Origin of the sequence: Pigmentibacter sp. JX0631 (assembly GCF_029873255.1) — a bacterium.
GTDB lineage: Bacteria > Bdellovibrionota_B > Oligoflexia > Silvanigrellales > Silvanigrellaceae > Silvanigrella.
The window spans coordinates 3,572,627-3,596,770 of record NZ_CP123622.1 but is presented as its reverse complement, the minus strand read 5'-3'; the positions used below and the strand labels follow the sequence as shown (position 1 = coordinate 3,596,770).

General features: G+C 30.8%; 21 protein-coding genes. 8 read left to right on the top strand and 13 right to left on the bottom strand.

All coding sequences use genetic code 11. From position 1 onward, the window contains the following. Window positions 1–369 precede the first annotated feature (369 nt). Together QEJ31_RS15475 and QEJ31_RS15470 are read left to right on the top strand one after the other, a co-directional pair. On the top strand, window positions 370–828 hold the full coding sequence (locus QEJ31_RS15475; RefSeq protein WP_280591512.1) for a DUF1772 domain-containing protein: 459 nt from the start codon (window positions 370–372) through the stop codon (window positions 826–828). Between the two features lies 1 nt (window position 829). Further along, window positions 830–1,285 carry a MarR family transcriptional regulator gene (locus QEJ31_RS15470; RefSeq protein ID WP_280591511.1) on the top strand — a complete coding sequence of 152 codons (456 nt, stop codon included), beginning with the start codon at window positions 830–832 and terminating at the stop codon, window positions 1,283–1,285. A 1-nt stretch (window position 1,286) separates the two neighbouring features. Here the strand turns inward: QEJ31_RS15470 and QEJ31_RS15465 are convergent, their stop codons facing one another. From QEJ31_RS15465 to QEJ31_RS15455, 3 genes are all read right to left on the bottom strand, one after another. Then, complete coding sequence (locus QEJ31_RS15465) at window positions 1,287–2,246, bottom strand: cyclic nucleotide-binding domain-containing protein (protein ID WP_280591509.1); 960 nt, start codon at window positions 2,244–2,246, stop codon at window positions 1,287–1,289. Beyond that, window positions 2,243–3,244 carry a chemotaxis protein gene (locus tag QEJ31_RS15460; RefSeq protein ID WP_280591506.1) on the bottom strand — a complete coding sequence of 334 codons (1,002 nt, stop codon included), beginning with the start codon at window positions 3,242–3,244 and terminating at the stop codon, window positions 2,243–2,245. The genes QEJ31_RS15465 and QEJ31_RS15460 overlap by 4 nt, the downstream gene beginning before the upstream one ends. Window positions 3,245–3,315: 71 nt before the next feature. Continuing rightward, complete coding sequence (locus QEJ31_RS15455; protein ID WP_280591504.1) at window positions 3,316–4,320, bottom strand: cyclic nucleotide-binding domain-containing protein; 1,005 nt, start codon at window positions 4,318–4,320, stop codon at window positions 3,316–3,318. A gap of 171 nt (window positions 4,321–4,491) precedes the next feature. On the opposite strand from QEJ31_RS15455, the gene QEJ31_RS15450 reads away from it, so the two are divergent. Then, complete coding sequence (locus QEJ31_RS15450; protein ID WP_280591503.1) at window positions 4,492–4,791, top strand: YggT family protein; 300 nt, start codon at window positions 4,492–4,494, stop codon at window positions 4,789–4,791. Between the two features lie 101 nt (window positions 4,792–4,892). Here QEJ31_RS15450 and QEJ31_RS15445 read toward each other — a convergent pair whose 3' ends face one another. From QEJ31_RS15445 to QEJ31_RS15430, 4 genes are all read right to left on the bottom strand, one after another. Then, on the bottom strand, window positions 4,893–5,786 hold the full coding sequence (locus QEJ31_RS15445; RefSeq protein WP_280591502.1) for an IS982 family transposase: 894 nt from the start codon (window positions 5,784–5,786) through the stop codon (window positions 4,893–4,895). Window positions 5,787–5,965: 179 nt separating this feature from the next. Further along, window positions 5,966–7,006, bottom strand: a complete 1,041-nt coding sequence (sppA, locus tag QEJ31_RS15440; protein ID WP_280591500.1) for a signal peptide peptidase SppA — start codon at window positions 7,004–7,006, stop codon at window positions 5,966–5,968. Between the two features lie 109 nt (window positions 7,007–7,115). Then, window positions 7,116–8,879, bottom strand: coding sequence for a 30S ribosomal protein S1 (locus QEJ31_RS15435; RefSeq protein WP_280591499.1), 1,764 nt, complete (start codon window positions 8,877–8,879; stop codon window positions 7,116–7,118). 157 nt (window positions 8,880–9,036) lie between these two features. Continuing rightward, a complete protein-coding gene (locus QEJ31_RS15430; RefSeq protein WP_280591497.1) occupies window positions 9,037–10,338 on the bottom strand; it encodes a S1 RNA-binding domain-containing protein in 1,302 nt (433 codons plus the stop codon). A gap of 103 nt (window positions 10,339–10,441) precedes the next feature. Here QEJ31_RS15430 and QEJ31_RS15425 point away from each other — a divergent pair, with 103 nt between their 5' ends. Beyond that, window positions 10,442–11,440: a hypothetical protein gene (locus QEJ31_RS15425; protein ID WP_280591496.1), complete on the top strand. Its 999-nt coding sequence runs from the start codon at window positions 10,442–10,444 to the stop codon at window positions 11,438–11,440. 17 nt (window positions 11,441–11,457) lie between these two features. Beyond that, entirely contained in the window at window positions 11,458–12,639 is a 1,182-nt protein-coding gene (locus QEJ31_RS15420) for a metallophosphoesterase (RefSeq protein ID WP_280591495.1), read from the top strand. Between the two features lie 34 nt (window positions 12,640–12,673). Here the strand turns inward: QEJ31_RS15420 and QEJ31_RS15415 are convergent, their stop codons facing one another. The 3 genes from QEJ31_RS15415 to lepA form a co-directional block, all read right to left on the bottom strand. Next, window positions 12,674–13,654 carry a hypothetical protein gene (locus tag QEJ31_RS15415; RefSeq protein ID WP_280591494.1) on the bottom strand — a complete coding sequence of 327 codons (981 nt, stop codon included), beginning with the start codon at window positions 13,652–13,654 and terminating at the stop codon, window positions 12,674–12,676. 260 nt (window positions 13,655–13,914) lie between these two features. Next, window positions 13,915–15,108: a Bcr/CflA family efflux MFS transporter gene (locus QEJ31_RS15410; protein WP_280591492.1), complete on the bottom strand. Its 1,194-nt coding sequence runs from the start codon at window positions 15,106–15,108 to the stop codon at window positions 13,915–13,917. Further along, on the bottom strand, window positions 15,108–16,928 hold the full coding sequence (lepA, locus tag QEJ31_RS15405) for a translation elongation factor 4 (protein WP_280591490.1): 1,821 nt from the start codon (window positions 16,926–16,928) through the stop codon (window positions 15,108–15,110). The genes QEJ31_RS15410 and lepA overlap by 1 nt, the downstream gene beginning before the upstream one ends. A gap of 100 nt (window positions 16,929–17,028) precedes the next feature. Between lepA and QEJ31_RS15400 the strand changes: the two genes are divergently transcribed. Together QEJ31_RS15400 and QEJ31_RS15395 are read left to right on the top strand one after the other, a co-directional pair. Next, window positions 17,029–17,628 carry a hypothetical protein gene (locus tag QEJ31_RS15400; RefSeq protein WP_280591489.1) on the top strand — a complete coding sequence of 200 codons (600 nt, stop codon included), beginning with the start codon at window positions 17,029–17,031 and terminating at the stop codon, window positions 17,626–17,628. After that, the gene (locus QEJ31_RS15395) at window positions 17,615–18,379 is read left to right on the top strand and encodes a transporter substrate-binding domain-containing protein (protein WP_280591488.1); all 765 of its coding nucleotides are present in this window, start codon (window positions 17,615–17,617) and stop codon (window positions 18,377–18,379) included. The genes QEJ31_RS15400 and QEJ31_RS15395 overlap by 14 nt, the downstream gene beginning before the upstream one ends. A gap of 1 nt (window position 18,380) precedes the next feature. Here QEJ31_RS15395 and ruvB read toward each other — a convergent pair whose 3' ends face one another. Further along, entirely contained in the window at window positions 18,381–19,409 is a 1,029-nt protein-coding gene (ruvB, locus tag QEJ31_RS15390; protein WP_280591486.1) for a Holliday junction branch migration DNA helicase RuvB, read from the bottom strand. Between the two features lie 8 nt (window positions 19,410–19,417). After that, window positions 19,418–20,128 carry a Holliday junction branch migration protein RuvA gene (gene ruvA / locus QEJ31_RS15385; protein ID WP_280591484.1) on the bottom strand — a complete coding sequence of 237 codons (711 nt, stop codon included), beginning with the start codon at window positions 20,126–20,128 and terminating at the stop codon, window positions 19,418–19,420. Window positions 20,129–20,335: 207 nt separating this feature from the next. Between ruvA and QEJ31_RS15380 the strand changes: the two genes are divergently transcribed. Beyond that, window positions 20,336–21,067 carry an MIP/aquaporin family protein gene (locus QEJ31_RS15380; RefSeq protein WP_280591482.1) on the top strand — a complete coding sequence of 244 codons (732 nt, stop codon included), beginning with the start codon at window positions 20,336–20,338 and terminating at the stop codon, window positions 21,065–21,067. On the opposite strand, the gene QEJ31_RS15375 is transcribed toward QEJ31_RS15380, so the two are convergent. Next, on the bottom strand, window positions 21,062–24,130 hold the full coding sequence (locus QEJ31_RS15375) for a LysM peptidoglycan-binding domain-containing protein (protein WP_280591479.1): 3,069 nt from the start codon (window positions 24,128–24,130) through the stop codon (window positions 21,062–21,064). The two genes, QEJ31_RS15380 and QEJ31_RS15375, sit on opposite strands and share 6 nt — an antisense overlap. Between the last annotated feature and the right edge of the window lie 14 nt (window positions 24,131–24,144).

The following is a 24,144-nucleotide window of genomic DNA, read 5'->3' as shown; positions in this document are numbered from 1 at the left end:
AAAAAACTATAATTATAAAATTATATTTATGTTTTTTTCATTATTAAATTATATTAATTTTATTTTTTATAAAAATAATTAATGCAATAAAAATATTTGTATTTTTTTGGCTATTAATTAATTTGTCTTATTTTTTCTTCTAAAAATTAATTTCAATTATTGAAAGTAAAAAAAAATATACAGAATATATATTTAATTTACTTATTTACAAAATAAAAATTTAAAAATCTATATTTTTATTGTTTTAGTAAATTAATTTTATTTTTTTTAATAATATTGAAAATAATAAAAGTGAGTGCTATGCAGATAGTTGTTGATACAACTATTTTGCTGTTTGCAAAGTCCATGTTGATAGAAAGGAGTATCTGATTGATTTATAAGTTTTATTGTTTAGCTCATATTGCTTCAGGTATTTATGCAGGAGCCTGCTTAAGTATTTCGCTCATTGATTTAAGATTTGTCCAAGACTTAGGAGATAATGCTCTAAAGAACCAGTATTTTACAATTCTTCTTAAAAATATGGGAATTGTTATGGGCCCCTTGCTTGTGCTCATGTTGGTACTTTTTCTTTTTTTGACATATCAAAAAAGAAAAAACTTGAATTCATTTTATCCATTAATAGTATTGATAACTATTTTAGTGATTACAGTAACAATTCATTTTCCTATTAATGACAAATTTTTTAATTTAACAGTTCCAGAAAAAGATGTTAATTACTTGATCACTAAATGGATGTATTGGCATTATTTAAGAACACTACTTGCTTTTATTCTTCCTTATTTTATTGTAAAATATTTTAAACAAAATATATCTAAAAGCGAAAATTAATATGGAAAAATTACCAAATATTTTATCAGAATCTCCTCATTTTTATATTTACAAATTATCAATGTTATTGAGAAGAGAATTTTTAATGGCATTAAAAAAGTATCAATTAACCCCCGAAAAATGGCAAATATTAACTGCAGTTTGGGAAAATGTACATCCTGTAAATCAAATTTCCTTGGCTAGAATTACTTCGAAAGACAAACCATCTATTTCAAGACTTATCATTGGAATGGAAAAAAAAGGATGGATTGTAAGAGAAATCAATCCAATTGATATGCGAGCTTATTTAATAAAAGCGACTCCTAAATCATTTGAATTAAAAGATTCTATTATAAAGGATTTATTTTCTCATTTTAATTTGTTATCTGAAAATTTTGGGAGTGAAAAAATAAATCAATTGAAAAAATTATCTGAAGAGTATATATCGATAATAGAATCTTTTCAAAAAATAAAATAATTTAGGGTTTAATTTCTTTTATTATTCGACAAAGACTTTCAAAAACAACTGTTTTTTGTAATTTTAAAGGAGTAAAAGTTACCATTTCATTTTCTTCATGAATAATTTCGTTTTGAATCATGTCAGCTATCATTACTTCCCCATCTTGTCTGCCTAAATCAGTTTGCAAAAGTATGGCAATTTCTGGTCTTTTAAATTTATTTTGATTATTGTTTTTTCTACTTATTCTAGCAAGTGCAGACATCCATGGATGATATTTTTTAGGGACGAAAAGGTTTGTTCCTTTCTTAAAAACATTTAGAGAAAATACCGCAAAATCTTCAAGAATCTGTGGATTAGGATTACTAATAATTTTACCATATTTTTTATCATCGACTTCTTTAATTAAACCACAGTCATTAAAAGCTTTATAAATACTTTCTAAATATTGAAAACGTTTCATTAAGACATTTTCTGCTAAAGTAAGAAAATCCGTCGTAACTAATACTGAAACATTTAAATCATTTTTAATGCAAGCTTTTCTACAAAGAGTTGCGAGCAAATTTGCTAATTGTGCTGAGTGATGATGTGATGTACCTATATTTCGAAGTAAATTTTTTTCATTTAGTTTTGTAGAAATTAAAAGTTCATTTACATGTTTTAACCTACTTATAGCATCCTTCATAACTGCTTGACTCCAAACAGGTAATGCTTTAAATGCTTCGCTCAAACCTTCATTTTGGTAAAACACTGCTACTGTTTGGGTGATAGCTCTGGCTGTTGCTGTTCTAGGTTCTTTAGAAAATAAAGTGATTGTTCCTAAAACATCTCCTGCTTTTAAAGTACCAAGAGTGATTTCGGTATTTTCCCTAATTCGATAAATTTCAATTTCTCCATCTTGTACATGATAAATTCCGTTTGTAGCATCTCCCTCATTAAATATAATTTGTTTTGGAGAAAATGTAAGTGTTTCCGGTTTCATGAAGCGCCTTTCCAGCTTGGTGGAAGTGCTGCTTTCAATGCTTCAATAATTTCTTTTCTATTTAATTTGCCAACATAAGCATCAGCGCCTGCTTGTTTAGCTCTATCTTTATTAACATCACCAGTTAGACTGGAATGCAATATAATAGGCATTTTCTTTAATTTTTCACTATTTCTAATTCGTTTGACAAAAGAATACCCATCTAATTTTGGCATTTCTACATCACTAACTATCAATTGTACTTTACTTAAGTCAGATCCTGCTTCAGCGGTATTGAGATCATTCCAAGCTTGTTCAGCATTCGTATATTCAATAATATCTAGTTGCATGCTCCTCAGTAATTCGCAAATTGCACGTCTCGCAGTAGGTGAATCATCAACAACTAAAATAAGTGGGCGGGTAGAGGCTGCAGCTCCTTGTGCTCCTCCTGGGCCAGCAGCTCCTCCTGATGACAAAGGTTGATTATATTCAATAGCCATGGAAGATGTTCCTTGGCCGCCGCTTCTACTTTCTATATCCAGTAAAATACGTTCAAAATCCAATATGAAAATAAAGTCCTGATTTTCTATGAGCATCATTCCAGTTATTGTATTAAAAGCATCGCTTGATGGAGGTAATACTTTATCCCAACTAACTCTTCGTATTCTTCTTGTCCCAGCAACAACAAATCCTGCTTTTCTACTTGAAAATTCAGTTACAATGACTTGGCTTGCAGGTGTCACTACCTCATCATTGTATCCTAAAGCTTTTGCAAGATGGATTGCAGGAATGGGAGCTCCTCTTAAATTAAAAACGCCAAGAACTTCTGGTGCATTAGTTAAACAGGGGACTATAGTTGGTAGGCGTATCACTTCACGCACTTTCGCAACATTTACACCATATAAAATTGGTGTTTTTCTATCAGAAGAGGGCACTGCACTTGCTTTTGTTGCAGTAAATTCTATTAGTTCAAAAATATTACTACCCACTTGAAACATGGGTCTACCGATATTAACCACGTGCTCTCCCTGAAAGGTGGTCATGATTCACTATTATATCGGTAAAATTAAAATAGGCTGGAGGTAAGGATTTATGCAACTGTCTTTTTTTCATCAGGTTTTACTTTATCTATGTCATTTACACCCCGGGAAATACTTTCAAAGATAACCCTTTTTTGCAGCATGGGGGCATTTAATATAATTCGCATGGAGGCTCTGTCTGCTCCTTTTTCACTAATGAGTTTTAAGGAAAGGAGTTGGTGCATAATGTCTTCACCATCTTCTCTACCTAATTCTCTATTTATTAAATTTGCAAAATCAACTTTTAAAAATGAACCGCTATTTTCTTTATAGCGTTTATGAATTCTAATAAGTCCACTTACCCATTTGTGTGCTTTAACAGGGATAAAACCTATAATTCCTTTTTTCGCTACATTTACAGAAAAAACAGCAAAGTCTTCTATTAGTTGGACATTTGGAGAAAGGACTATGTTACCATACTTTTTATCAAAAATAACTTTAATTAATCCACCGGAAGAAAAAAGATTAAAAATTTTTTCAAGATAATCAAATTTTTTATGAAGAATTAGCTCTCCATTTACCAGAAATGATTTTAATGGATATATTTTATTATCATCATGTTCTATTGTTCCTTGACGGACAAATGCTGCTAATAAATATGCTAATTGTGAAGCATGTTGATGCTGTGATCCTGTTGCTTTTATCAATTTTTTTTCATTTAATTTTGCTTCAACCAATTGTGAAATAAGTAAACCGATTCGTTCTGTTGCAGATTTTATAAATACACTTAAAATAGGATTTAATTCATTAAAATATAGTTTTATGGCTTCAAATGGATAAAAAAGTGTTACGGTTTGAACAACTGTCCTAGCAGTGACAGTATGTCTTTCACGCGATAAAATTGTTGCAAGGCCAATAATTTGACCACGAGCAATCTCACCAAGAGGAATTTCTTGTCCTTCAATTGTTTTGAAAAGTTCTACTTTTCCTTCTTGAATGACATAAATACCTTTTGTTTCATCCCCTTCTTGAACAACAATTGTTTTTGGTGGCAGCACAATGCTTGCATTTTTCACAAATTTTACCCATTAGATGAAAAGGAAAAACCCCCTGTGGATATTTTCGGAAAATAAGATAAAATCTGAATAAAAGTTATATTGACGAAATGCTTTGAAGTTGTCATTTTATGAAAGATTAAAATTATTTGGAGTAATAATTTTAACTTATCTAAACATTGAGGGGCTAGAATGATACTCATTGAGATTTTATTTAAAATTAGTTACTATTTACTTTATTTCTATATGTTATGTTTAATTATTACTGGTATCTTAAGTCTTGTGGGGGCAAACCCATCAAATCCTATTGTTGGATTTTTAAATGCCTTGACATCTCCACCATGTCGTTTCTTAACTAGAAAATTTCCGAGACTTTTAGTAAGAAGTCAACATGGTTACTTTGATTTATCGCCTATCGTTTTAATTTTAATTATTGGTTGTTTAATGATAATAATTCAAACAATAGCTAATCATCTGGGTTTTTATGTATAGTAATTAATTCAAACAATAGCTAGTCATCTCGATTTTTAGGTGTAATATTTGAAATAATTTATTAATATTATAAATGCCAGTTAAGAGTTGAGAATATGTATTTAGAAAAAGAACATGTACTTAAAAAGGCATGCAGAAAATCTTCCGAAAACATGTACAAGCAAGCCCTTTGTTGAACGGACTTTAGATGCCGTTTGAATACCACTAGATTCAATTAGCCAGTTGAATAGGATTTCAATTGATTGTCTAATTGAACTAACAGATTTTGAATATACTTTTTCATCGTATGAGAGAGTTTTTTTACTTCTTGAAAGTTTAATTGGAGTATGCAAGTTAGAATTTTTTTTAGCCAATTTTTGTTTAGTAAATTGATCGCAGTACGCTCGATCAGCAAATAGTTCTGAGTGATTTAAATTTAAAAGATCATTCTTAACCGCTGTTAAATCATGTGTTGCAGCACGTGTTATTTTCATTGATACCGGGGAAGCAAGGCGTTTATTTTTAAATAAAGCAGTAAGATGAAGTTTCAATCCAAAATAAAAAAGATTTTTGGAAGAGCAGAAACCAATTGAAGAAATTTCTTTTGCTGTATTACATTTGTGAGCTCTAAAACCCTTTGCCAAGATAATTGGTAAAGAGTCAATTAGAACGAAAGGTTTAGTAGTATTTGAATTTAATTTGAACTTTTTATTCTGTAAAAGGAATTTAGAAAGTTCAGGAAAAAGATGATTCAGATTGTTAAGTCTAAATAAAAATCCTTCATAAGAAGGTAAATTTGGAAACCATTCACTAAGGAAATTTTTTGTAAATTTAAAAATTGATTTTATATTTTTAAGTTCATTCAAAATTCCAAAGATGTAAATTGTGATGGTTTCTTCATCAGTAAACGAAGGATTTGAATTAGGACTTATTTTTAAAAAAATGTAGGGAGAAAGTTGAGAAAAAAATTTGCAGGAAGTAAGGTAAACGGTAATGAGTTGGTTCTGCCAATCCATTGGTAGCTCCTTTGTTACTTTGTTTTAAGCAACAATTAACTAACAAATTGGAGCTATTTCTTCAATCTTCACAATATTTTTCTCAACTCTTAACTGGCATTATAATTGCATTTTTTAAAATTAAAAGAAAATTATTTTTATTAATCTATTATTTTAGAAAGCAAGAATATTTTATTATCCTATTTTACTTTAATTGATTTAGAATTTTCTGTATTTTGGGAAAAGAAACTTGAAATTGATTGTTGCATTAGTACAGCGGTTTGACTTGCTAATTTTTGGGTAAATAAATCGGAAAATGACTGAATATCCTCATAGTAATACAACGGAGGAATAGCTTTTAATTTTGCTAAATTTGTAATTTCAGAAATAGCAAAGTCTTTTGTTCCCAGTGCATCAATTAATTTTAAATTTAAAGCTTGGGGCCCTAAGACTATTCTTCCATCTGCCATGTATTTCATCGTCGAATCTGAAGTTTTTCTTTCAGCTTTAACATCTTCTACAAATTGCAATCTAGTTTCTTCAAGTAATTCTTGCAAATATTGCTTATCTTTTTCATTAAAAGGTCTTAACGGAGAAAGAGAGTCTTTTAAAGCGCCAGTTTTTAAGACAATAGGATTAATTTTTAAATACTGTAAAAGTTTGTCAACTTCGAAACTATTCATAATAACACCAATACTGCCAATAATACTTCCTCTATTAGCAATAATTTTAGTCGAAGATGAGCTAGAATAGTAAGCACCACTTGCAGCTATATCTCGTACATAAGTAACAACTGGTTTTATTTGTTTAATTTTTTTTATGGTATCATAAATTTCTTGGCTTGGAACAACAGAACCACCTGGGCTATTTACATCGAATAAAATTCCTACAACATTCTTGTCGTTCTTGGCGGCTTCTAATTTTTCAATTACTATTGCTGCAGATTCAGAAGAAATTTCACCGTTTAAATTTACACCTGCAATATATTGCGTATTTAAATGCGGCTTTGTAAATCCTCCAATTCCATTTATTTTTCCCATTGATGATGCAGGATTTAATGAAGTAGAAAAAGATTTAATGCTTGTAGAAACTGAGGTAATTAAAAAGAATATTCCTACAATAAATAAAATAAATAGTGTTACAGATAAAACGCCAATTGTTGCAAAAAAAGTTTTTAATTTACCTTTAAAATAATTGACTTTTCCTGTTTTTTCAGGGGTATTTTCATGTTGAATATTCATATTGTCCTTTCATTGGATTTTTTAACAAAAAAAACTCTTGAACTGGGTTAAGATACCACATAGTTCAAGAGCCTATCAATTTAAGATCAATCTTAAGACAGAGTTTATCTTAATTATTGTCTTTAGTTGCTTTCGCACGTGCAAATGCTTCTGCAAAACTGTTTTGTGAAGATGCATCACCACTTAGAGCTGATTGAATTGTCTTATTGTGAGAATCATCAAGGCCGCGAGTTGCAGCTTTTTGTGAAAGCTCAAAACGACGTTCAGCAAAATCAGCACTTAAAATAACGAATTCAACTTCAGCGTCAACAGCAACGTTTGGATTTTCTAATTCACTAGTGTGAATTAATCCTTCTACTCCTGGTGCAATATCAACAAAAGCTCCAAACTCAGCTAAGCGAGTTACTTTTCCTTTTGCTTTTGTGCCTGGAAGCATTTTCTTCGCAGCTACTTCATAAGGATCTTCGCCTAATTGTTTGATGCCAAGTGAGAAACGCATATTTTCTACGTCTATTTGTAGTACTTTTGCTTCTACTTCATCACCTTTTTTGTAAAGATCTTGAGGGTGTTTGATGCGCTCAGTGTAACTGATGTCAGAAACGTGAATCAACCCGTCAACACCTTCTTCAATTCCTACAAAGATACCAAAATCAGTGATGTTGCGGATTTTTCCACGGATTACATCGTTAACTTGATATTTTTGAGTCACAATTTCCCAAGGATTTGGTTCTGTTTGTTTCATTCCTAAAGAAATGCGGTGGTTTTCAAGATCAACAGCTAGAACAACAACATCAACTTCGTCACCAATGTTAACGATTTTGCTTGGGTGTTTAATGCGGCGATTCCAAGTCATTTCTGTAACGTGAATTAAACCTTCAACTCCTGGCTCAAGTTCAACAAAAGCGCCGTAGTCAGTTAAACTAACAACTTTACCACGTAGTCTTTGAGCTGAAGCATATTTTTCAGCTACGGAAATCCAAGGATCGTTTTGTAATTGTTTTAATCCTAAGGAAACACGGTTGCTAGAAGGATCGAAACTTAAAACTTTAACATTGATTTCGTCACCAACATTTAGAACTTCGGAAGGACTATTTAAACGGCCCCATGACATATCTGTGATATGAAGAAGTCCATCAATTCCGCCTAGATCAATAAAGGCACCGTAATCAGTGATATTTTTAACAATACCGATCATGGATGAACCAACTTGAAGACCTTTTAGTGTTTCACTGCGCATACGCTCGCGATCTTGTTCTAACAATACACGGCGAGAAAGAACGATGTTGCCACGTTTTTTATTAAATTTGATAATTTTGAATTGTAAAACTTGACCAAGAAGTTTTTCCAAATTGCGGACTGGGCGTAAATCAACTTGTGAACCAGGTAAAAATGCTTTTACACCGATATCAACAGAAAGACCGCCTTTAACCCGACCAACGATTTTACCTTCAACAAGTTCGTCTTTTTCAAATGCTTCAGAAATACGATCCCAAGCTTTGAGCATGTCTGCTTTATCTTTAGAAAGTACTAATTCGCCTTCATCATCTTCAAAAACGTCAACAAAAACATCAATGATATCGTTTACTTTTAATGAGAAAGTACCATTTTCAGCAGTAAATTCGCTTTTTGGAATTTCGCCCGCAGATTTATGTCCAATATCAACAACGACGCTGTCATCTTTGATTTCGATTACGCGCCCTTTTACAACTTGGCCTTCTTTGATTACGCTTTGAGATTCTTCTTGCGCTTTAAATAAAGCTGCAAAACCGTCTTGTGATTCTTCTTGTGATAAGAAGTCTACGTCTTCATCAAGCCATTCAAGAGCGTTATAATTTACTTTTTTCTTGGAAACATCGGAGTGGAGACTTGCCATATGTGCGGGATACCTTTCTAATGTGCCATAAAACAGAATCAGGTAGGTTGTTTTATGGGAAAATGCTAATAAAATAGCTACGTTAAGCTGGTTTGTGCAGTTTTGCACTAAATTCGGCTTGAACGTAGCATATTTGTTTTTTAATGTATAGTTCTAATTATTTCTTCTTTTGCGCTTTTTTAAAGGCTGAGGCAAAGATACTGGTGTCTTCTCTATTTGCTTGGGTTAACACTTTAGCATCATTAGCTTTATATTCTTCCCACTGCTTCATTAGAGCTCTATCTTCATCACTAATTTGAGAGTTATCATGTTTTTTATGCTTAATTTTGTTTAGCATTTCTTCTGGCATTGGGCCTTTAATAGATAAGCTTAGACGGTGTGCAGATAGGTCGCTAGCTAAAACATGAACTTTAACGGCTTGTCCTACTTTTAGAATATCTTTTGGATGATTTATACGTTTTTCCCAAGTAATTTGATTAATTGGTACAAGCCCATCAACCCCTTCGGCAACATTGATAAAAGCGCCATTATCTATCATACGAACTACAGTCCCTTCTAGAATTGAACCAGGATGTAGTCTTGTAGCGTTTGAAATCCAAGGGTCTTCCCCGGCTTCTTTCATTGTTAATGCAATTCTTAATTTAGGTGAACGTTCAATTTTTAAAATTTTTACATTAACCTGTTCGCCAATTCTAACAACTTCACCAGGTTTTTTTAGTCTTTTCCAAGCCATTTCACTCAATGGAATAAGTGCTTCTACACCTTCAATGGAAGCAAAGGCTCCAAAATCGACTAATTTTGTAACAGTTGCAATATGGTTCTGTCCTACTTCTAATTTATTTAATATTTCTGAAATCTTAGAATCAAATTCTTCTTTTAATATTGATTTTCTGGAAAGAACAATATTCCTTCCTTTCATTTCAGTAATATGAAACTTATATATATTTCCTACAAAAATTTCAGGATCAGTAAAATGTGCAAGATCCATTTGTCCTAAAGGAACGAAACAACGCTTTCCGCCAACAGTGGCTTCAAAACCGCCTTTGATGGTTTTTTCAACTTTTGCCTCAACAGGGATTTTCGCTGAAAATGCATTGCGTAAAATAGAATCATCCATTTCTTTTCTGCGTACAGTCTTAGTTAAAATAATTTCAGATCCATTATCTGATTTTACAAATGCGGAAATACTTTCTCCGGCCTTTGGAGGAGTTAATGATAAACTTGTGAATTCCTCCGTTGGTATCGTTGCTGCACTTTTCCCGCCAAGGTCAATAAAGACAAAATCGCTATTTACAGAGACAACAGTACCTTCAACAGTTTCGCCCATACGGTACCGTCTGGATGTTGGAGTGTGCTTGTCGGTTTGTAATAATTGTTCAAATTCATTCATTTCTTCTACATCTGAAGCAAACGGATCACGGGAGTTTTCTTCTTTATCAATATATCTAAATTTTGCCATTGCCAAAGTGTCCTTATTGATTGCTTAAACAAAGGTGCTAAGCATTAAAGAAGTTTTGTGCCATAATGTGCTTATAAGATCAATTGTTAAAAGGAGAGATCCCTTGTTTCGTATTTCTACTTTATTTTTGTCTATCTGGCTGCAATATTCAATATTTGGTGCAACTTTTAAGCCAGTTTTAAATTTACTTGCACCTCAAGGTGTTTTACTGCCTAAAATTATCTCACAATTTGAAGATGAATATCGCTGTAATGTAAGAATAGAATTTGTTGGAAGTCGTTATGAATATGAATCGCGATTAAGAGCCGGTTTAAGAAATTACGATGCTCTTCTTGCTGATGAAAGGATTCTTCAAAGATTGTATTTGCAAAGACAACTTCGATCTCTAAACGATGATGTCAATTTTACTCTAAATCAAGTAACAAAGTATCCATTACAAGTGCGTTCACGTTTAAACCTGGATGGTAGATCTTATGTAACTTTAATGGCCGACCCAATGGGTATTGTTTTTAATAAAAGAAATTTTATTTCTAAACAAGCTTTACCATCATGGAACTGGTTGATTAGTCCAGAAGAATTTCCGTTTTGGCGGCAAAGAGTTTTTGTCTCTAATTTTCCTAAACATCAACTTCTCGTTGCTTTATTAGCAACAGGAAAAGAAATTACATCTTCTTCATGGTTTATTCCTGAACCAACAGTGAAATGGTTACAAAATTTAAAATTGCAAAGCGTAAATATTGATTATCCATTAGAGTTAGCTTTTTTGGGAAATAAAATTGAAGCTGCAGTTGTTTTTAGATCTGATTACTTGCGATTAAAAAAAGTTGTGCCTGATTTAAAATTCGTTGTTCCAAATAAAGTAACTTATTTTGATCGAATTGGAATTGCTGTGGTTTCAGATACTGTGCAAGAAACCTTAGCGCAGAATTTTATTAAATTTTTAAATTCTAAAAGAGATCACTTGATTGTTAATGATAATTACATTAGCTATAATGTGATAAATTATGAGGGTTCAGCTACAAAAAATTGGGTCGCTTATGATGATGAAAATCCTATTCCAAGAAGAATAGAAAATATTTTGAATGACTTATACAAAAAATAATTGAGATTGGAGATAAAATGGATTTTTTTCGAATTCTCATTGTAATACTTTTTTTAATTTTTTCTTATTTTTATCTGTGCCGGAGTTTTCATATCATTTTTGGTCTCAAAAAAAAATCATATATTTATCTATCAATCGCAGTTTTTATGATTTTAGCGAATGCAGGTTTTTGGGGTTCGCGATATTTTCGTGGGCAAGGAAGTCTTCCCTCTCAATTTGAATATATTTATTGGGTGAGTTTCTTCCTGCTTGGCTTTATGTTTTTCTTGTTAAGTTGTTTTTTTGTTGCGGATATTATCTCCATATTAATACATTTTATTTATAAAATATTAAAGAAAAATAAAGCAAAGAAAACTGAAAATTTAAATAAAGAAAGAAGAAGAATTTTGCATTTTATTTCTTTCGGCATTGCTGCTTGTTTTACAGGCATTGCATTTGTAAATGCTAGAAGAACTCCAAAGATTAAAGAAGTTATTGTACCAATCAAAAATTTGCATGATGAATTAAAAGATTTTTCAATTGTACAACTCACAGATCTCCATATTGGACAAACAATTGGTAAAGATTATGTTGAAGCAGTGGTAGAAAAAGTAAATCTTTTAGATGCAGACATTGTTGTAATTACAGGTGATTTAATAGATGGTTTTGTTGATCAAATACAGGACTGGGTAAAGCCTTTAAGTAATATAAAATCTAAATACGGAATTTATTATGTTACAGGAAATCATGAATACTATTGGGATGCTGAAGGTTGGGTGAAATATATTCAATCTTTAGGGATACATTATTTAGGGAATTCTCATCAATTATTAAATATTGGTAAATCTAAAGTAATAATATCTGGAGTAAACGATCTTTCTGCTGAAAAATTTATAGAAGCGCATAAAATGGATATAGAAAAAAGCAGAGCTAATGCTCCACAGTTTCCTCATTTAAAAATATTATTAGCACATCAACCAAATACTGCTTTTGAAGCAGTAAAATTAAATTATTTTGATTTGCAAATTTCAGGACATACTCATGGAGGACAAATATGGCCAATGACTTGGCTCATTCATTTCATCCAATACTTTAATCCAGGATTAACATCTTTTCATAATATGTATGTCTATGTAAGTAGAGGTACAGGATATTGGGGACCACCTGCTCGCTTAGGCTCGGATTCAGAAATTACTTTTCTGAAAATAAAACAAGTGTAACTTATAATTAAAAGAACTTAGTAGAAAAATTTTTTTAAGCTGGTTTAGCTCCATAATTTGGTAGCTCATTTTCATTAATATTTTTTGTTACTTTGGGAATACCTGGAATATCTAAGTTTCTATCTGTTCCCATTTCATATATTTTAATAGGATCGATATGCTTATATCGAAAACTTCTAATTTCACAATAAGCAAGCCCATGCAGTAAAGGAAGAGCATCATAAAAGGGAGTTTCAGGGACAAATGCTGAAGCTTCTTGTTTCATTCCTAAAGACATAATTAAATTTTTAGAACTTATTGTTCTTGGCATTTCAGCTAATTTTTTTGTTATATTCAATAAATCTATCGACTTCTTCTTTCCAGCATTTTGTATTTCTAATTTTTGGTTTGTTACAGAAGAAAGAAGATCGTTCCTTCTTCGCAACTCTTCTCTCCAGTCTATGGTTTTTTGTGCTTGGCAATATATATTACCTTTCAAAAACTCTATAACGGCTTTTTCAATAATATGTTTAACTAATTTTGAATGCAGAATAAAAGTTTTTGTAAAATAATTCTTTCCATCAAACCTAATTAATCTGCCATCAAAAATTTGTTTCAAATCAAAGCCAGCAAATGAGTATTCAGGTAAAGGATAAACAATATCTAATCGATCTGAGATTAAATCCCTTACAACTAAAGAGTCATCTTTGTGAAATTCTACTTGAAACAAAGAATGGCGAAAATTTCTAAATTGCTCATATTTAGCAATTTCATTTAAAGAATAACAGGCTTGGCCATTATAAAGAAACGTTTCAAATACTGTAGAACCTGAAAAACCCTCAGATAAACGATATTCAAAAATAAAAAACTCTTGAAATGAGTGCATTCGTTGTTCAAAAAAGGGATCATCATCATTGACTTTACCTGTTGAAATAGAAAACAACTCTTTTGCTATCTGTCTTTCATGTTTAAACTCATCTTTTAAAGAATACTCTGATAAATTGCGGATTATTTCTTGGCAAAACTTTGCAGACATGAAGGACCTCTTAATTTCCTAGATTTCTTCTAAAAAAGTGTGGTGATGAATTTCCACCATATCGTTATTTTTTATTTTAAGAAAAAATAGATAAAGTAAATTAACGTCAAAATTTTATACCTTTGTCGTCAATATAAGATGATTATAGCTGAAGGTATTATTTTCTGAAAGAGAAATTCTGAAAGAGCATTTATAGAAAGGCTAAAAGAATGTTTTTTTTTAAGAAAATAAAATAGTTAAGGAAAATTAACTTATAATTCTTAATTTTTTAAAATTTTCTTATCTTTAAGCATAATAAAATAAAATAACAAAGAAATAAGGTAAATAATTGAGATATATAATACAAAGGAAAATATCGTATGATTATAAAAGTTAGGAAAAATTCCAGAAAAAATAGTTCCTACTACAAAGAAGAAAAAATATAATAACGCAGATGATATTCCTTTAGATAAATTGGTTGAGTCTAATATAATTCTCGTAAATGGAGCTGAAAATAAACCGTAACCAAAATTAAAACAAGCAAATACTGAAATTAAAAGATATAAATTTTTTGGGAAAAAAAATGTGGTAAAGCATAAAACTATTATAAAAATAGTTGTAATGACAAAACCAATTTTTAAACATTGTGCAGAAGATTTTAATTTGCTAATATAACGGAGTGCAAAAGTTCCTAAAACAAATGCCATAAAAATAGGGATTTGTACAATGCTAAATTGACTTTTATTTAGATTAAATAAATTAATCAGAACCATTGGGGAACTAGCAATCCAGACGATAACTGAACCAAAAGAAAAGCTAAAACTTAACGTACCAAATATATATTTTTGATTTCTTAATAGTTCTAAATAGTTTGTTAAAGTTGTTTTTAATTTAATTGGAACGACTTTATTTTTTGGTAAAGTTTCAGGCATAAAAAACCATAGGCCAATTAAAGTAATAAATGCTAGCAAAAATGTTGTTAAAAAAATATAACGCCAACTTGCAAAAAGTAACACAAAACTACCCAATAAAGGTCCAATCATTGGAGCAAAAAGTGCGATAGAAGCCATCCAAGATATAACATGAATAGCTTCTTTTTCTTCAAAAAGTTCGTGCACGCATGCATATCCAGCTACTCCTATAAAGCAGGGACCCATGCCTTGAAGAATTCTGGCAACAAAAAATAAATCCATGTTAGCGGCAACAATACCTAATAAGTTACCTACTAAAACAATGAAACCTCCAGCAAAAAGAGTTTTTCTTCGTCCATAGCGATCCGATATTGGGCCAACGATGAGTTGAATAGACAGGGATCCAAGAAGAAAGATAGAAAGGGATAATGGAATGAGTTCTTCAGGCTCTTGAAAGTCTGTTACGACGTCGACAAGAGCAGGAAGAATCATATCATTTGATAAATAAACAGAAAATTCAAATGAGACTAAAAATATTAAAAATAAGAGATTCGATTTTTTCATTATTCTACATCGGAAAGGTTTAGTATCGCCATAAATGCTTCTTGTGGAATTTCTACACTTCCAACTTGCTTCATACGTTTTTTGCCCTCTTTTTGTTTATCGAGTAGTTTTCTTTTCCGAGAGATATCTCCACCATAACATTTAGCAGTAACATCTTTACGTAAGGCGCTTAGTGTTTCACGTGCGATTACTTTTGACCCAATTGCTGCCTGCAGAGGGACTTCATATTGTTGTCTTGGAATAACTTCTCTTAATTTTTTAACTAAAAGTCGACCACGCTCGTAGGAATTACTTCTGTGGACGATACAGGAAAGAGCATCAAGAGGCTCTCCGTTTACTAATATGTCAAGTCGAACCAAATCGCTTTCTTTGTAATCTAAGAACTCGTAATCCATGCTTGCATAACCGCGTGAAATACTTTTAATGCGGTCAAAAAAATCAAACACCATTTCATTTAATGGAAGTTCGTATTGCAACATGACCCGACTTTGAGAAAGGTATTCCATTTTGGTTTGAACTCCCCGCCGTTCTGCAAGTAAGGCCATTACCCCACCCAAGTGTTCTTGCGGCATATGGAAAGTTGCTTTCACAACGGGCTCAGAAAATTTAGCAATAGTTGTTGCCGAAGGTAAATTTGCCGGATTGTCTACTCTCAGTTCTTCGCCCTTCGTCGTTTCAACAATGTAAACACAAGTAGGAGCGGTAAAAATAACGTTCATATTATATTCACGTTCAAGGCGTTCTTGAATGATCTCCATATGGAGAAGTCCAAGAAAACCACAGCGAAAACCAAATCCTAACGCAACTGAAGTTTCGGGTTCATAACTTAGAGAACTATCATTTAAAGTTAATTTTGCTAAAGCGTCTTTAAGTGATTCAAATTGATTTGTCTCTACTGGGAAGATTCCAGCAAAAACCATTTGTTTTGCCTTTTTAAATCCCGGCAATGGTTCTACCTGAGAAGAAGCCATGCATATTGTATCACCAACTCTAGAATCTTTTACATCTTTGACATTTGCAATAATATAACCCACTTCACCGGCACTTAAACTATCTCGTGGATAAGCTTTTACGCACATAATACCGACTTTTTGGACTTCAAAAACTTTCCCAGAATGCATCATTTTAATTTGATCGCCGATTTTGACTGTTCCATCAAAGATACGAACAAGAACTATAACTCCTTGATATGCATCAAACCAACTATCAAAAATAAGGGCTCTGAGATCTTTTTCTCTGTTATCTGAAGGTGCTGGAATATAATGAATAATAGCCTCTAAAATGTCAGGAACTCCCATTCCTGTTTTTGCGCTACATTTAATAGCGTTAGAAGTGTCTATGGCGAGTTCTTCTTCAATTTGAAAACAAACACGCTCATAATCAGCGCTCGGTAAATCTGCTTTATTTATAACGGGAATAATGTCCACATTATTATCCGCAGCTAAGTAAACATTGGCAACGGTTTGAGCTTCAACGCCTTGTGTAGCGTCAACAACGAGCAATGCTCCTTCGCAAGCGGTTAAACTACGACTGACTTCATAGGTAAAATCAACGTGGCCAGGGGTATCTATCAAATTTAAAGTATAAGTTTTTCCATCTTTAGCTGTATAATCGACTGTAGCCGTTTGAGCTTTTATTGTAATCCCACGTTCCCGTTCGAGATCCATGCTATCCAATATTTGAGCTTGTTTTTCTCTGTCGGCTACGGCACCTGTCATTTCTAGTAAACGATCCGCTAAAGTTGATTTACCGTGATCTATGTGGGCAATGATACAAAAATTTCTGATGAGTTCTGGTTCTGCGTTTGTTGTTTTACTCATTCTTTTCTGCCTTAGTAATTAAAAAAAAATATAATTTCTGCCGATGAAACAGCCCAAGGAAACATACATACTCAAATGTTTACTTTTCGCAAGGACTCTTATGCGCTTACGGTGGCAATATTCAATAATAGCAAAGCTTATTGGGTTAATACTACCTTGTTTTTTTGTTTCTTGCCAATCCACAGAAGAAGACAAAGATGAACTTCCGTCACCTCCATTAATGACATCAACTGAATACGTCTATATTCCGTTAAAAGATATTCAAATATCATATTTTGATAAACGAAAATGGCGAATAATTACACAACATGTTGAATATATTGATAATACGGTGATGGACTCGGTCTCATCTATTTGGTTTTATCAATCTTTCCCATTAGAAATCATTGTTTTAGACAATCCTGACATTCATCAATCTTTTACAAATAATTTTAATGAGATGAGTAAACTTACTTTGCGAAGAACAAAGGTTTATTTGCCTTTCGTGGAATTAATTCAATCAGATGATTTGGATTCACTCTTACCTGCTTGTCTTGGTAATGAGTTTAGAGCAATTGCTAGGGTAGTGAGTTCACAAAAATACATAGGGATCCCAACTGAAGAAATTAAATTAACAGAGGATGAAAGTTTTAGAAAATGGTATAATTTAGGTGAAGTTATTTGTATTAATTTAATAAGAGAAGTCAATGAAAACAAGTGATGCTAAATTTTCGATAAAATTAAAGAAAATCTTATTAATATTGGTTTTCTTTTTAGCATATGAAAATTTATACGCTGAAGAGTGGATTGGATCTTGTGAAGAAAATTATCCACCTTATAATTACATAGAAAACGGTATTCCAATTGGATTAGATACTGAAATCGTTCAACATGTAATGAATAAAATTGGGAAAAAATTAATTATCAAACCTACTATATGGTCAAATGTTTACAGTAATCTTCTCGAAAATAAAGTTGATTTAGCATGGCAATTTATTGGTTCTGAGGAAAGAAAAAAAATATTTTTTTTAGTAGGTCCTATTCGCTATGGATTAGATGTAATTTTAGTTCGTAAAAGTTCAAATGTATCAAACTGGACATCTTTAAATGATTTTTCTGGATTAAAGGCAGGTGTTATTAAAGGTTACAAATATCATCATGAATTTGATACAGCGAATAATTTTAAAAAGAAAGAATTTCCAAATGTCCAAGCCCAATTAGAAGCTTTACTAAGTAACAAAGTCGATTTTATTATTGGTGATTTTAATGTATTAAAATATATAATTAAAAAAAATAATTTCTATGAAAAAATTAAATTTCTTCCTACTTCAATTAAAAAAATTCCGAGATTTATTGCATTTTCAAGTAAAAATAAAGAAAAATCTATTTTATTTGAACACTATTTACAAGAATTTTTAAGTTCACAAGAATATTCTGACTTATTGGAAAAATATGAGAAAATGAATCGTTAAATTAAATATTTGATTGTTTTATTTTATCTAAATGAGATTTCCCTAATTCTGATAAAATTCTCCCTCGTGCTGAGCGCAAAACAAAACCTCTATAAACTAAATAGGGTTCGTAAACATCTTCTAATGTCGATTTTTCTTCATTTAATGCTGCAGCGATGGCATCTAGTCCGACAGGACCTCCTGCATACCTTTCATTCATTATTTGCAGAAAATCTCTGTCCATATTACAAAGTCCTTCTTCATCAACTCCCAAGCGTTTTAATGAATTATTTATTATTTCATCATCAATAATATTTTTTTGTGAGACTATAGCAAAATCAAGTACTCTTTTTAATAATTGATTTGCAATTCTTGGTGTTCCTCTACATCTTTTTGCTAATTCAAAAGCGGCTTGTGGAGTTACTAAATAATTCATAATTTTTGCACTGCGCAATAGAATTTTGCTTAAAGCTTCAGGTGAATAAAAATCGAGATGCTCTTGAATCCCAAAACGATCTCTTAAGGGAGCCGATATAGAACCTGCACGAGTTGTTGCTCCTATAATGCAAAATGGGGGGAGATCAAATTTTACTGTTCGTGCAGTGGGGCCTTGCCCAATTAAAATATCTAATCGCATATCTTCCATTGCAGAATATAAAATTTCTTCTACATTTGCAGGCAATCTGTGTATTTCATCTATAAATAAAATAGTTTTCGGTTCTAGACTTGCCAAAATTCCCATTAAATCTGCAGGTCTTTCAATAACGGGCCCAGCTGTTACTTTAAATTGATATTGCATTGTTTCAGCAATAATACCAGCCAAAGTTGTTTTTCCAAGCCCAGGTGGACCGTGAAATAAACAATGATCTAACATTTTTCCGCGTAGTTGGGCAGCTTTAGTATAGACTTTTAAATTTTCGCAGACTCTTTCTTGACCGGGATATTCGTCAAAACATTTTGGCCTTAAATTTAAATGCGGCTCAATGGGATCAGCTGCAAGTTCAGGAAGAATAACTTGATTTTCAAATTTTGTGTGAATATTTTTATTCATTCTAAGCCTTAGTGTTTTTGTAACATTTTTTCTGATAATTTAGCTAAACTTTCTTTCAAAGCAATTTCAATTGTAATATTTTCGCCAATTTCCATTCTTTTTTCAACTTTAGATAAAATATCAGAATACTGTTTGTCTTTATATCCTAAATTAGTTAAAGCGCTTTTCAGATCTTCAAGCAATTGTCTTTGAATAAATTTTTGTTTTGTTTTCTTTTGTAAATTTTTTGTATTTTGATCTGTGCTTTGATTGTCAATTTTACTTTCTAAATCTTTATTTTTTTGAAATTCATTTTCATCTAGATAAAGAGATAATTTTTTATTTAATTTATCTTTTAGCTCTAAAATTAAACGTTCAGCCGTTTTCAAACCTATCCCAGGTATTGTTGTTAACTTGCTATGTTGTCCAGCAGATATTATTTCGCAAAGTTCTAAACCAGTAACAGAACCTAAAAGCCCTAATGCTGCTTTTGGCCCCACTCCCGTAACACTGATAAGATCTAGAAAAACTTTTTTGTCAAATGCATTAGCAAAGCCAAATAACCTAATAGCATCTTCTCGTACATGCGTATAAATATACAATTGAGCTTCAAGAAAAACTGCAGGTAGCTGATACAATGTAGTAGCAGGTACTTCAATTTCATAGCCAACACTATTTACATTTAATAAAATAGATTCTGGATTTTTTTCAATGATTATTCCCTTAAGATATCCAATCATTGTATTTACCCTTTAATAATTTTATAAGTCATTTAATTTTAATGAAAGCTGCAGTTCTGCATATTTCAAATTTAACCATAATCCCTTCCTGCTTAAAAGGGCAACTCAAAATTGTCAAATTTAAAATTAGACTAGACAAAAGTTCAAAAATCGTGTTCGTTCTTCTTTGTAAGTATTGTAATAAATTATTTTTTTAAGAGGTTTTTCATGAATGCGATCATTTTAGGTGAATTTATTGGTTGTGTTTTTTTAATAATCTTTGGTGGAGGTGTTGTTGCAAATACTTTACTTACAAAATCAAAAGGATTAAATGCTGGTTGGTTTGCCATTTCAGCGGGGTGGGGATTTGCAGTGATGGGTGGAGTTTTTGTTGCAAAATCTGTAGGGTCTGCTCAAGCCGATTTAAACCCAGCAGTTACTTTAGCAAAATACTTATTAGGTGGAATATATTCTTTCAAAGAAATTTTTCCAATATTTATTTCTCAATTTGCTGGATGTTTTGTTGGTGCAATTTTAGTGTGGTTAACTTACCTTCCGCATTGGAAAGAAACAAAAGATCCTTCTTTAAAATTAGCTGTATTTTCTACAGGTCCAGCTATTCGCCATTCTCCATCAAACCTAATGACAGAAATTATTGGTACAACAATTCTAGTGTTTGGTATTGGCGCAATTTTTGGAAAAGCTACAAATAATGGTGCTATTTCTCCGGCATTTGGTCCATATCTAGTGGGAATATTAGTGTGGGCGATAGGATTATCATTGGGAGGAGCGACTGGTTATGCAATAAATCCTGCTAGGGATTTAGGTCCAAGAATTGCACATTTTTTATTGCCAATAGCTGGGAAAGGAAAATCTGATTGGAAATATTCATGGGTTCCAATTGTTGGTCCTGTTTTAGGTGGCATTATAGGCGCATTTTTATGGAAAACTTTTTTATAATAAACCTAAATCTAAAGTAAGATTTAGTAAAACTCCATTTTCTGTAGTAGTAGATACGACATTATCTGTATTAGTAGTTTTGTTAGAATAAAATATTTTTAAACCCAATGCATAATTTTTTAATTGCTGTTGGAGTTCTATTTCCGCAAGGTAACCATTTCCAAATTGCGAATAATTGTAAAAATTTGGTACTGAAAATATATATCCAACTTTGCCATATAAATGTAAATTGTTTTTTTCTAAAAAATCATATCCAATATTTAAGTAATGATTATCTACCAAAATATAATTATCCTCCATTGTTTTTGAAACTGAGTTTACTTGAGATTGGTAATAAATGTCACGTTGAAAAATATTTTTATACTCAACTAATAATGAGTAGTATAATTTCCAAGAAACACCAAATTGGATATATGGAAGAAATGCTTCTCTTTGATTTATAGTATAAACCGGTGAGTCAAGGAGATCAAAATATATTAAGCCTAATCCAAAATATGATTTAAAGTCCTCTGACCAATTTTGGTAAAGTGAAACATATTGATTTGTGCTAGCGGCAGAATTTAAAGCTGCATATGAGTCAGAATTTTTATTGTATTCTTGGAGTTTAAAGTAACTAACACCGATTCCAAATTGTATTGTTGATGGAATATTTTTACTTAAATGACTAGTTACAGAAACAATATCCGAAAAATCAGATTTTAATTTCTCAATTTTAGCTTTTATGGTATAGAAATAATCTGTATCTGGGGAAATATGGGAATCGATATAATTTTCTGAATTTGTAATTTCAGTAAAGAATGACATATTATCTGTATTACCTATTGATCGATATATTTCATATATAATAGGTAATTTGCTATCTAATTGTTCCCATTCTAAATAAATTTCCTTGTTTTGTAATTGAGCTTTTTTCCATTTTGGGGCTGGAGGAGGTATTATTATTTTATAAATACTTGATTCCGAAATGCTTCCTGAATTATTTTCCGAAGTAATTTTATAGTAAATAATATTCCCTTCCTTTATATTAGTATCAAGAAAAAAGTTGCCTTCAACATTTTCTTTTAATAAATTAAAGTTTTTATTTAAATCATATGATTTTAAAATATTATATTTTGTAAAAACATTTGACTTGGTATTTTCCCACTCTATTTTGACAGACTTCTTATCGACAATAGAAAGTTTTATATTTTCTATTGTTTTTGGTTTTAATTTTATATTAACAATATTTGACTCTATAATATCATCGTTAAATATTGTAGTTACCTTATAAAAATATTCATTTCCTTTTTCAATATTGAAGTCTTCAAATATATTACTACGAAAATTTTCTCTCACTAATTTAAATTCTGAGTTTACATTGTCTTTTTTTAATATATTATAGGATATATTGCTTAATCCATGAAATTTATTCCAATAAATTTTTATACTTTTATCTTGCTCAGTAATTTGCAAAAACAGATCGTCAAATGAAGTTTTTACTTCAACTTTATTTGATTCTTTTTTTACACTACTTGGATTTTTTGCGATTAATTTGTAGTAATATGTTTGATTCTTTTGAATACTGTAATCTCTAGTGAAATAATTTTTAATATTTGCCTGAATTAATTCGTAATTATTTTCATTTTCTTTTGATCTGAATAAATCATAGCTACTTAAATTATTTCTTAAATTCTTATTCCATTCAAGATAAACATAATCCTTTTTTAGATAAGTAGTTAATTTTACTTCTTCAGGAAATGAATAAAATTTTATTGGTGATGATTCAGTGGCATTTTTCTCTTTATCAATTGCTTTTATTTTATAAAAGTAAAAAGAATCAGGTTTTATAGTTTTATCTGAAAAATTTGGAATAGTTAAATTATTTTTTAAAAGTATGTAACCTTTGTGTTCAAAATTTGAGCGATAAATATCATAAGTTAGTTCTGTTTGACTTTCAGATTTATCCCATGTAAATACCGCTGAATTATCTTCAATATTAATTGTAATATTTTTAATATAGCTTGGAGGTAGCTGAATTTTTTCAATATTTGATTCATATTTCTTCCCATGTTTATCATAGCCAATGACTTGATAATAATATATTTTACCTAGGTAAACTTCGTAATCTATTATTTTATTTCCAAAGAAATTATTTTCGAATGTTATGAAATCATTATCTTTATTTATTGATTTTTTAATTTCATAACGTAAAACTACATTTTCTTTTCTAATCCAATTTAAAAATATTTTTTTATCCTTTGTTTTAATAAATAATTTTATTTTTGTTGGTAGTGTTTTTTTGCTGATAAATTTTTCTTCTTTCAATGTTTCTGGTAGGGGTAGGGGTGGAATTTCTACTTTTTTAGTTTCCAAAAACTCAGAATATGAAATTTCTTCATGGCTTTTTTGTTTTTCATTGAAATATATTACTTTTAAAGATTTTTTTTCATTCTCGCTTAACTGATTTAATACTTCGATTGAAATAGGAAGAGTGATTAATTCATTTGGAAAAATAAGGTCTCCTTTTGTTGGTTTCTTTTTGGGATTTAAATCCAAGGTTTCACTAAGAGTTCCTTTTTTGCCATAAATGGGAAAGGATTTATATTTCTGGAGTAAAACACTGATCATATCATTTTTTCTTACCTTATAAATAATATAAACATGAGAACTTGGTAATTTTTCAATGTTCTTTAAGTTTCCGTTGTATTTATAATATTCAGGAATTTTTTTTGCTTCTGAATTTATAGTTGAATTACTATTATTATTGTTATTATTTAAAGAATTATTTTCAATTTCTTTTTTTAATGGCAGCGTTAATATTTCTCCCGGATAAATAAGATTTCCTTTTGTATTAATTTTATGGGGATTTAGTTTTAATATTTCAACTAAGGAACCGTTTTTCCCATAAATTGGTTTTAATGAATATTTTTTTAGAATTCCTAGGAGAGTATCTTTTTTTTGCACTTTGTATTGGATATTTTTTAATTCTCTAGGAAAAGTATTTTCACTCATTTGACAAAATAAAATTACAAACAGCATTAAAATTTTTTTAATTAAATTTTCTTTTAAAATTTTTATTCTCAAACCCTTTTACCTGT

Coding starts and splice junctions, on each gene's coding strand:
- QEJ31_RS15470 (WP_280591511.1), top strand. CDS start 830: ATGGAAAAATTACCAAATATTTTATCAGAATCTCCTCATTTTTATATT.
- QEJ31_RS15465 (WP_280591509.1), bottom strand. CDS start 2,246: ATGAAACCGGAAACACTTACATTTTCTCCAAAACAAATTATATTTAAT.
- QEJ31_RS15450 (WP_280591503.1), top strand. CDS start 4,492: ATGATACTCATTGAGATTTTATTTAAAATTAGTTACTATTTACTTTAT.
- QEJ31_RS15445 (WP_280591502.1), bottom strand. CDS start 5,786: ATGGATTGGCAGAACCAACTCATTACCGTTTACCTTACTTCCTGCAAA.
- sppA (WP_280591500.1), bottom strand. CDS start 7,006: ATGAATATTCAACATGAAAATACCCCTGAAAAAACAGGAAAAGTCAAT.
- QEJ31_RS15435 (WP_280591499.1), bottom strand. CDS start 8,879: ATGGCAAGTCTCCACTCCGATGTTTCCAAGAAAAAAGTAAATTATAAC.
- QEJ31_RS15430 (WP_280591497.1), bottom strand. CDS start 10,338: ATGGCAAAATTTAGATATATTGATAAAGAAGAAAACTCCCGTGATCCG.
- QEJ31_RS15420 (WP_280591495.1), top strand. CDS start 11,458: ATGGATTTTTTTCGAATTCTCATTGTAATACTTTTTTTAATTTTTTCT.
- QEJ31_RS15415 (WP_280591494.1), bottom strand. CDS start 13,654: ATGTCTGCAAAGTTTTGCCAAGAAATAATCCGCAATTTATCAGAGTAT.
- QEJ31_RS15410 (WP_280591492.1), bottom strand. CDS start 15,108: ATGAAAAAATCGAATCTCTTATTTTTAATATTTTTAGTCTCATTTGAA.
- lepA (WP_280591490.1), bottom strand. CDS start 16,928: ATGAGTAAAACAACAAACGCAGAACCAGAACTCATCAGAAATTTTTGT.
- QEJ31_RS15400 (WP_280591489.1), top strand. CDS start 17,029: ATGCGCTTACGGTGGCAATATTCAATAATAGCAAAGCTTATTGGGTTA.
- QEJ31_RS15395 (WP_280591488.1), top strand. CDS start 17,615: ATGAAAACAAGTGATGCTAAATTTTCGATAAAATTAAAGAAAATCTTA.
- ruvB (WP_280591486.1), bottom strand. CDS start 19,409: ATGAATAAAAATATTCACACAAAATTTGAAAATCAAGTTATTCTTCCT.
- ruvA (WP_280591484.1), bottom strand. CDS start 20,128: ATGATTGGATATCTTAAGGGAATAATCATTGAAAAAAATCCAGAATCT.
- QEJ31_RS15380 (WP_280591482.1), top strand. CDS start 20,336: ATGAATGCGATCATTTTAGGTGAATTTATTGGTTGTGTTTTTTTAATA.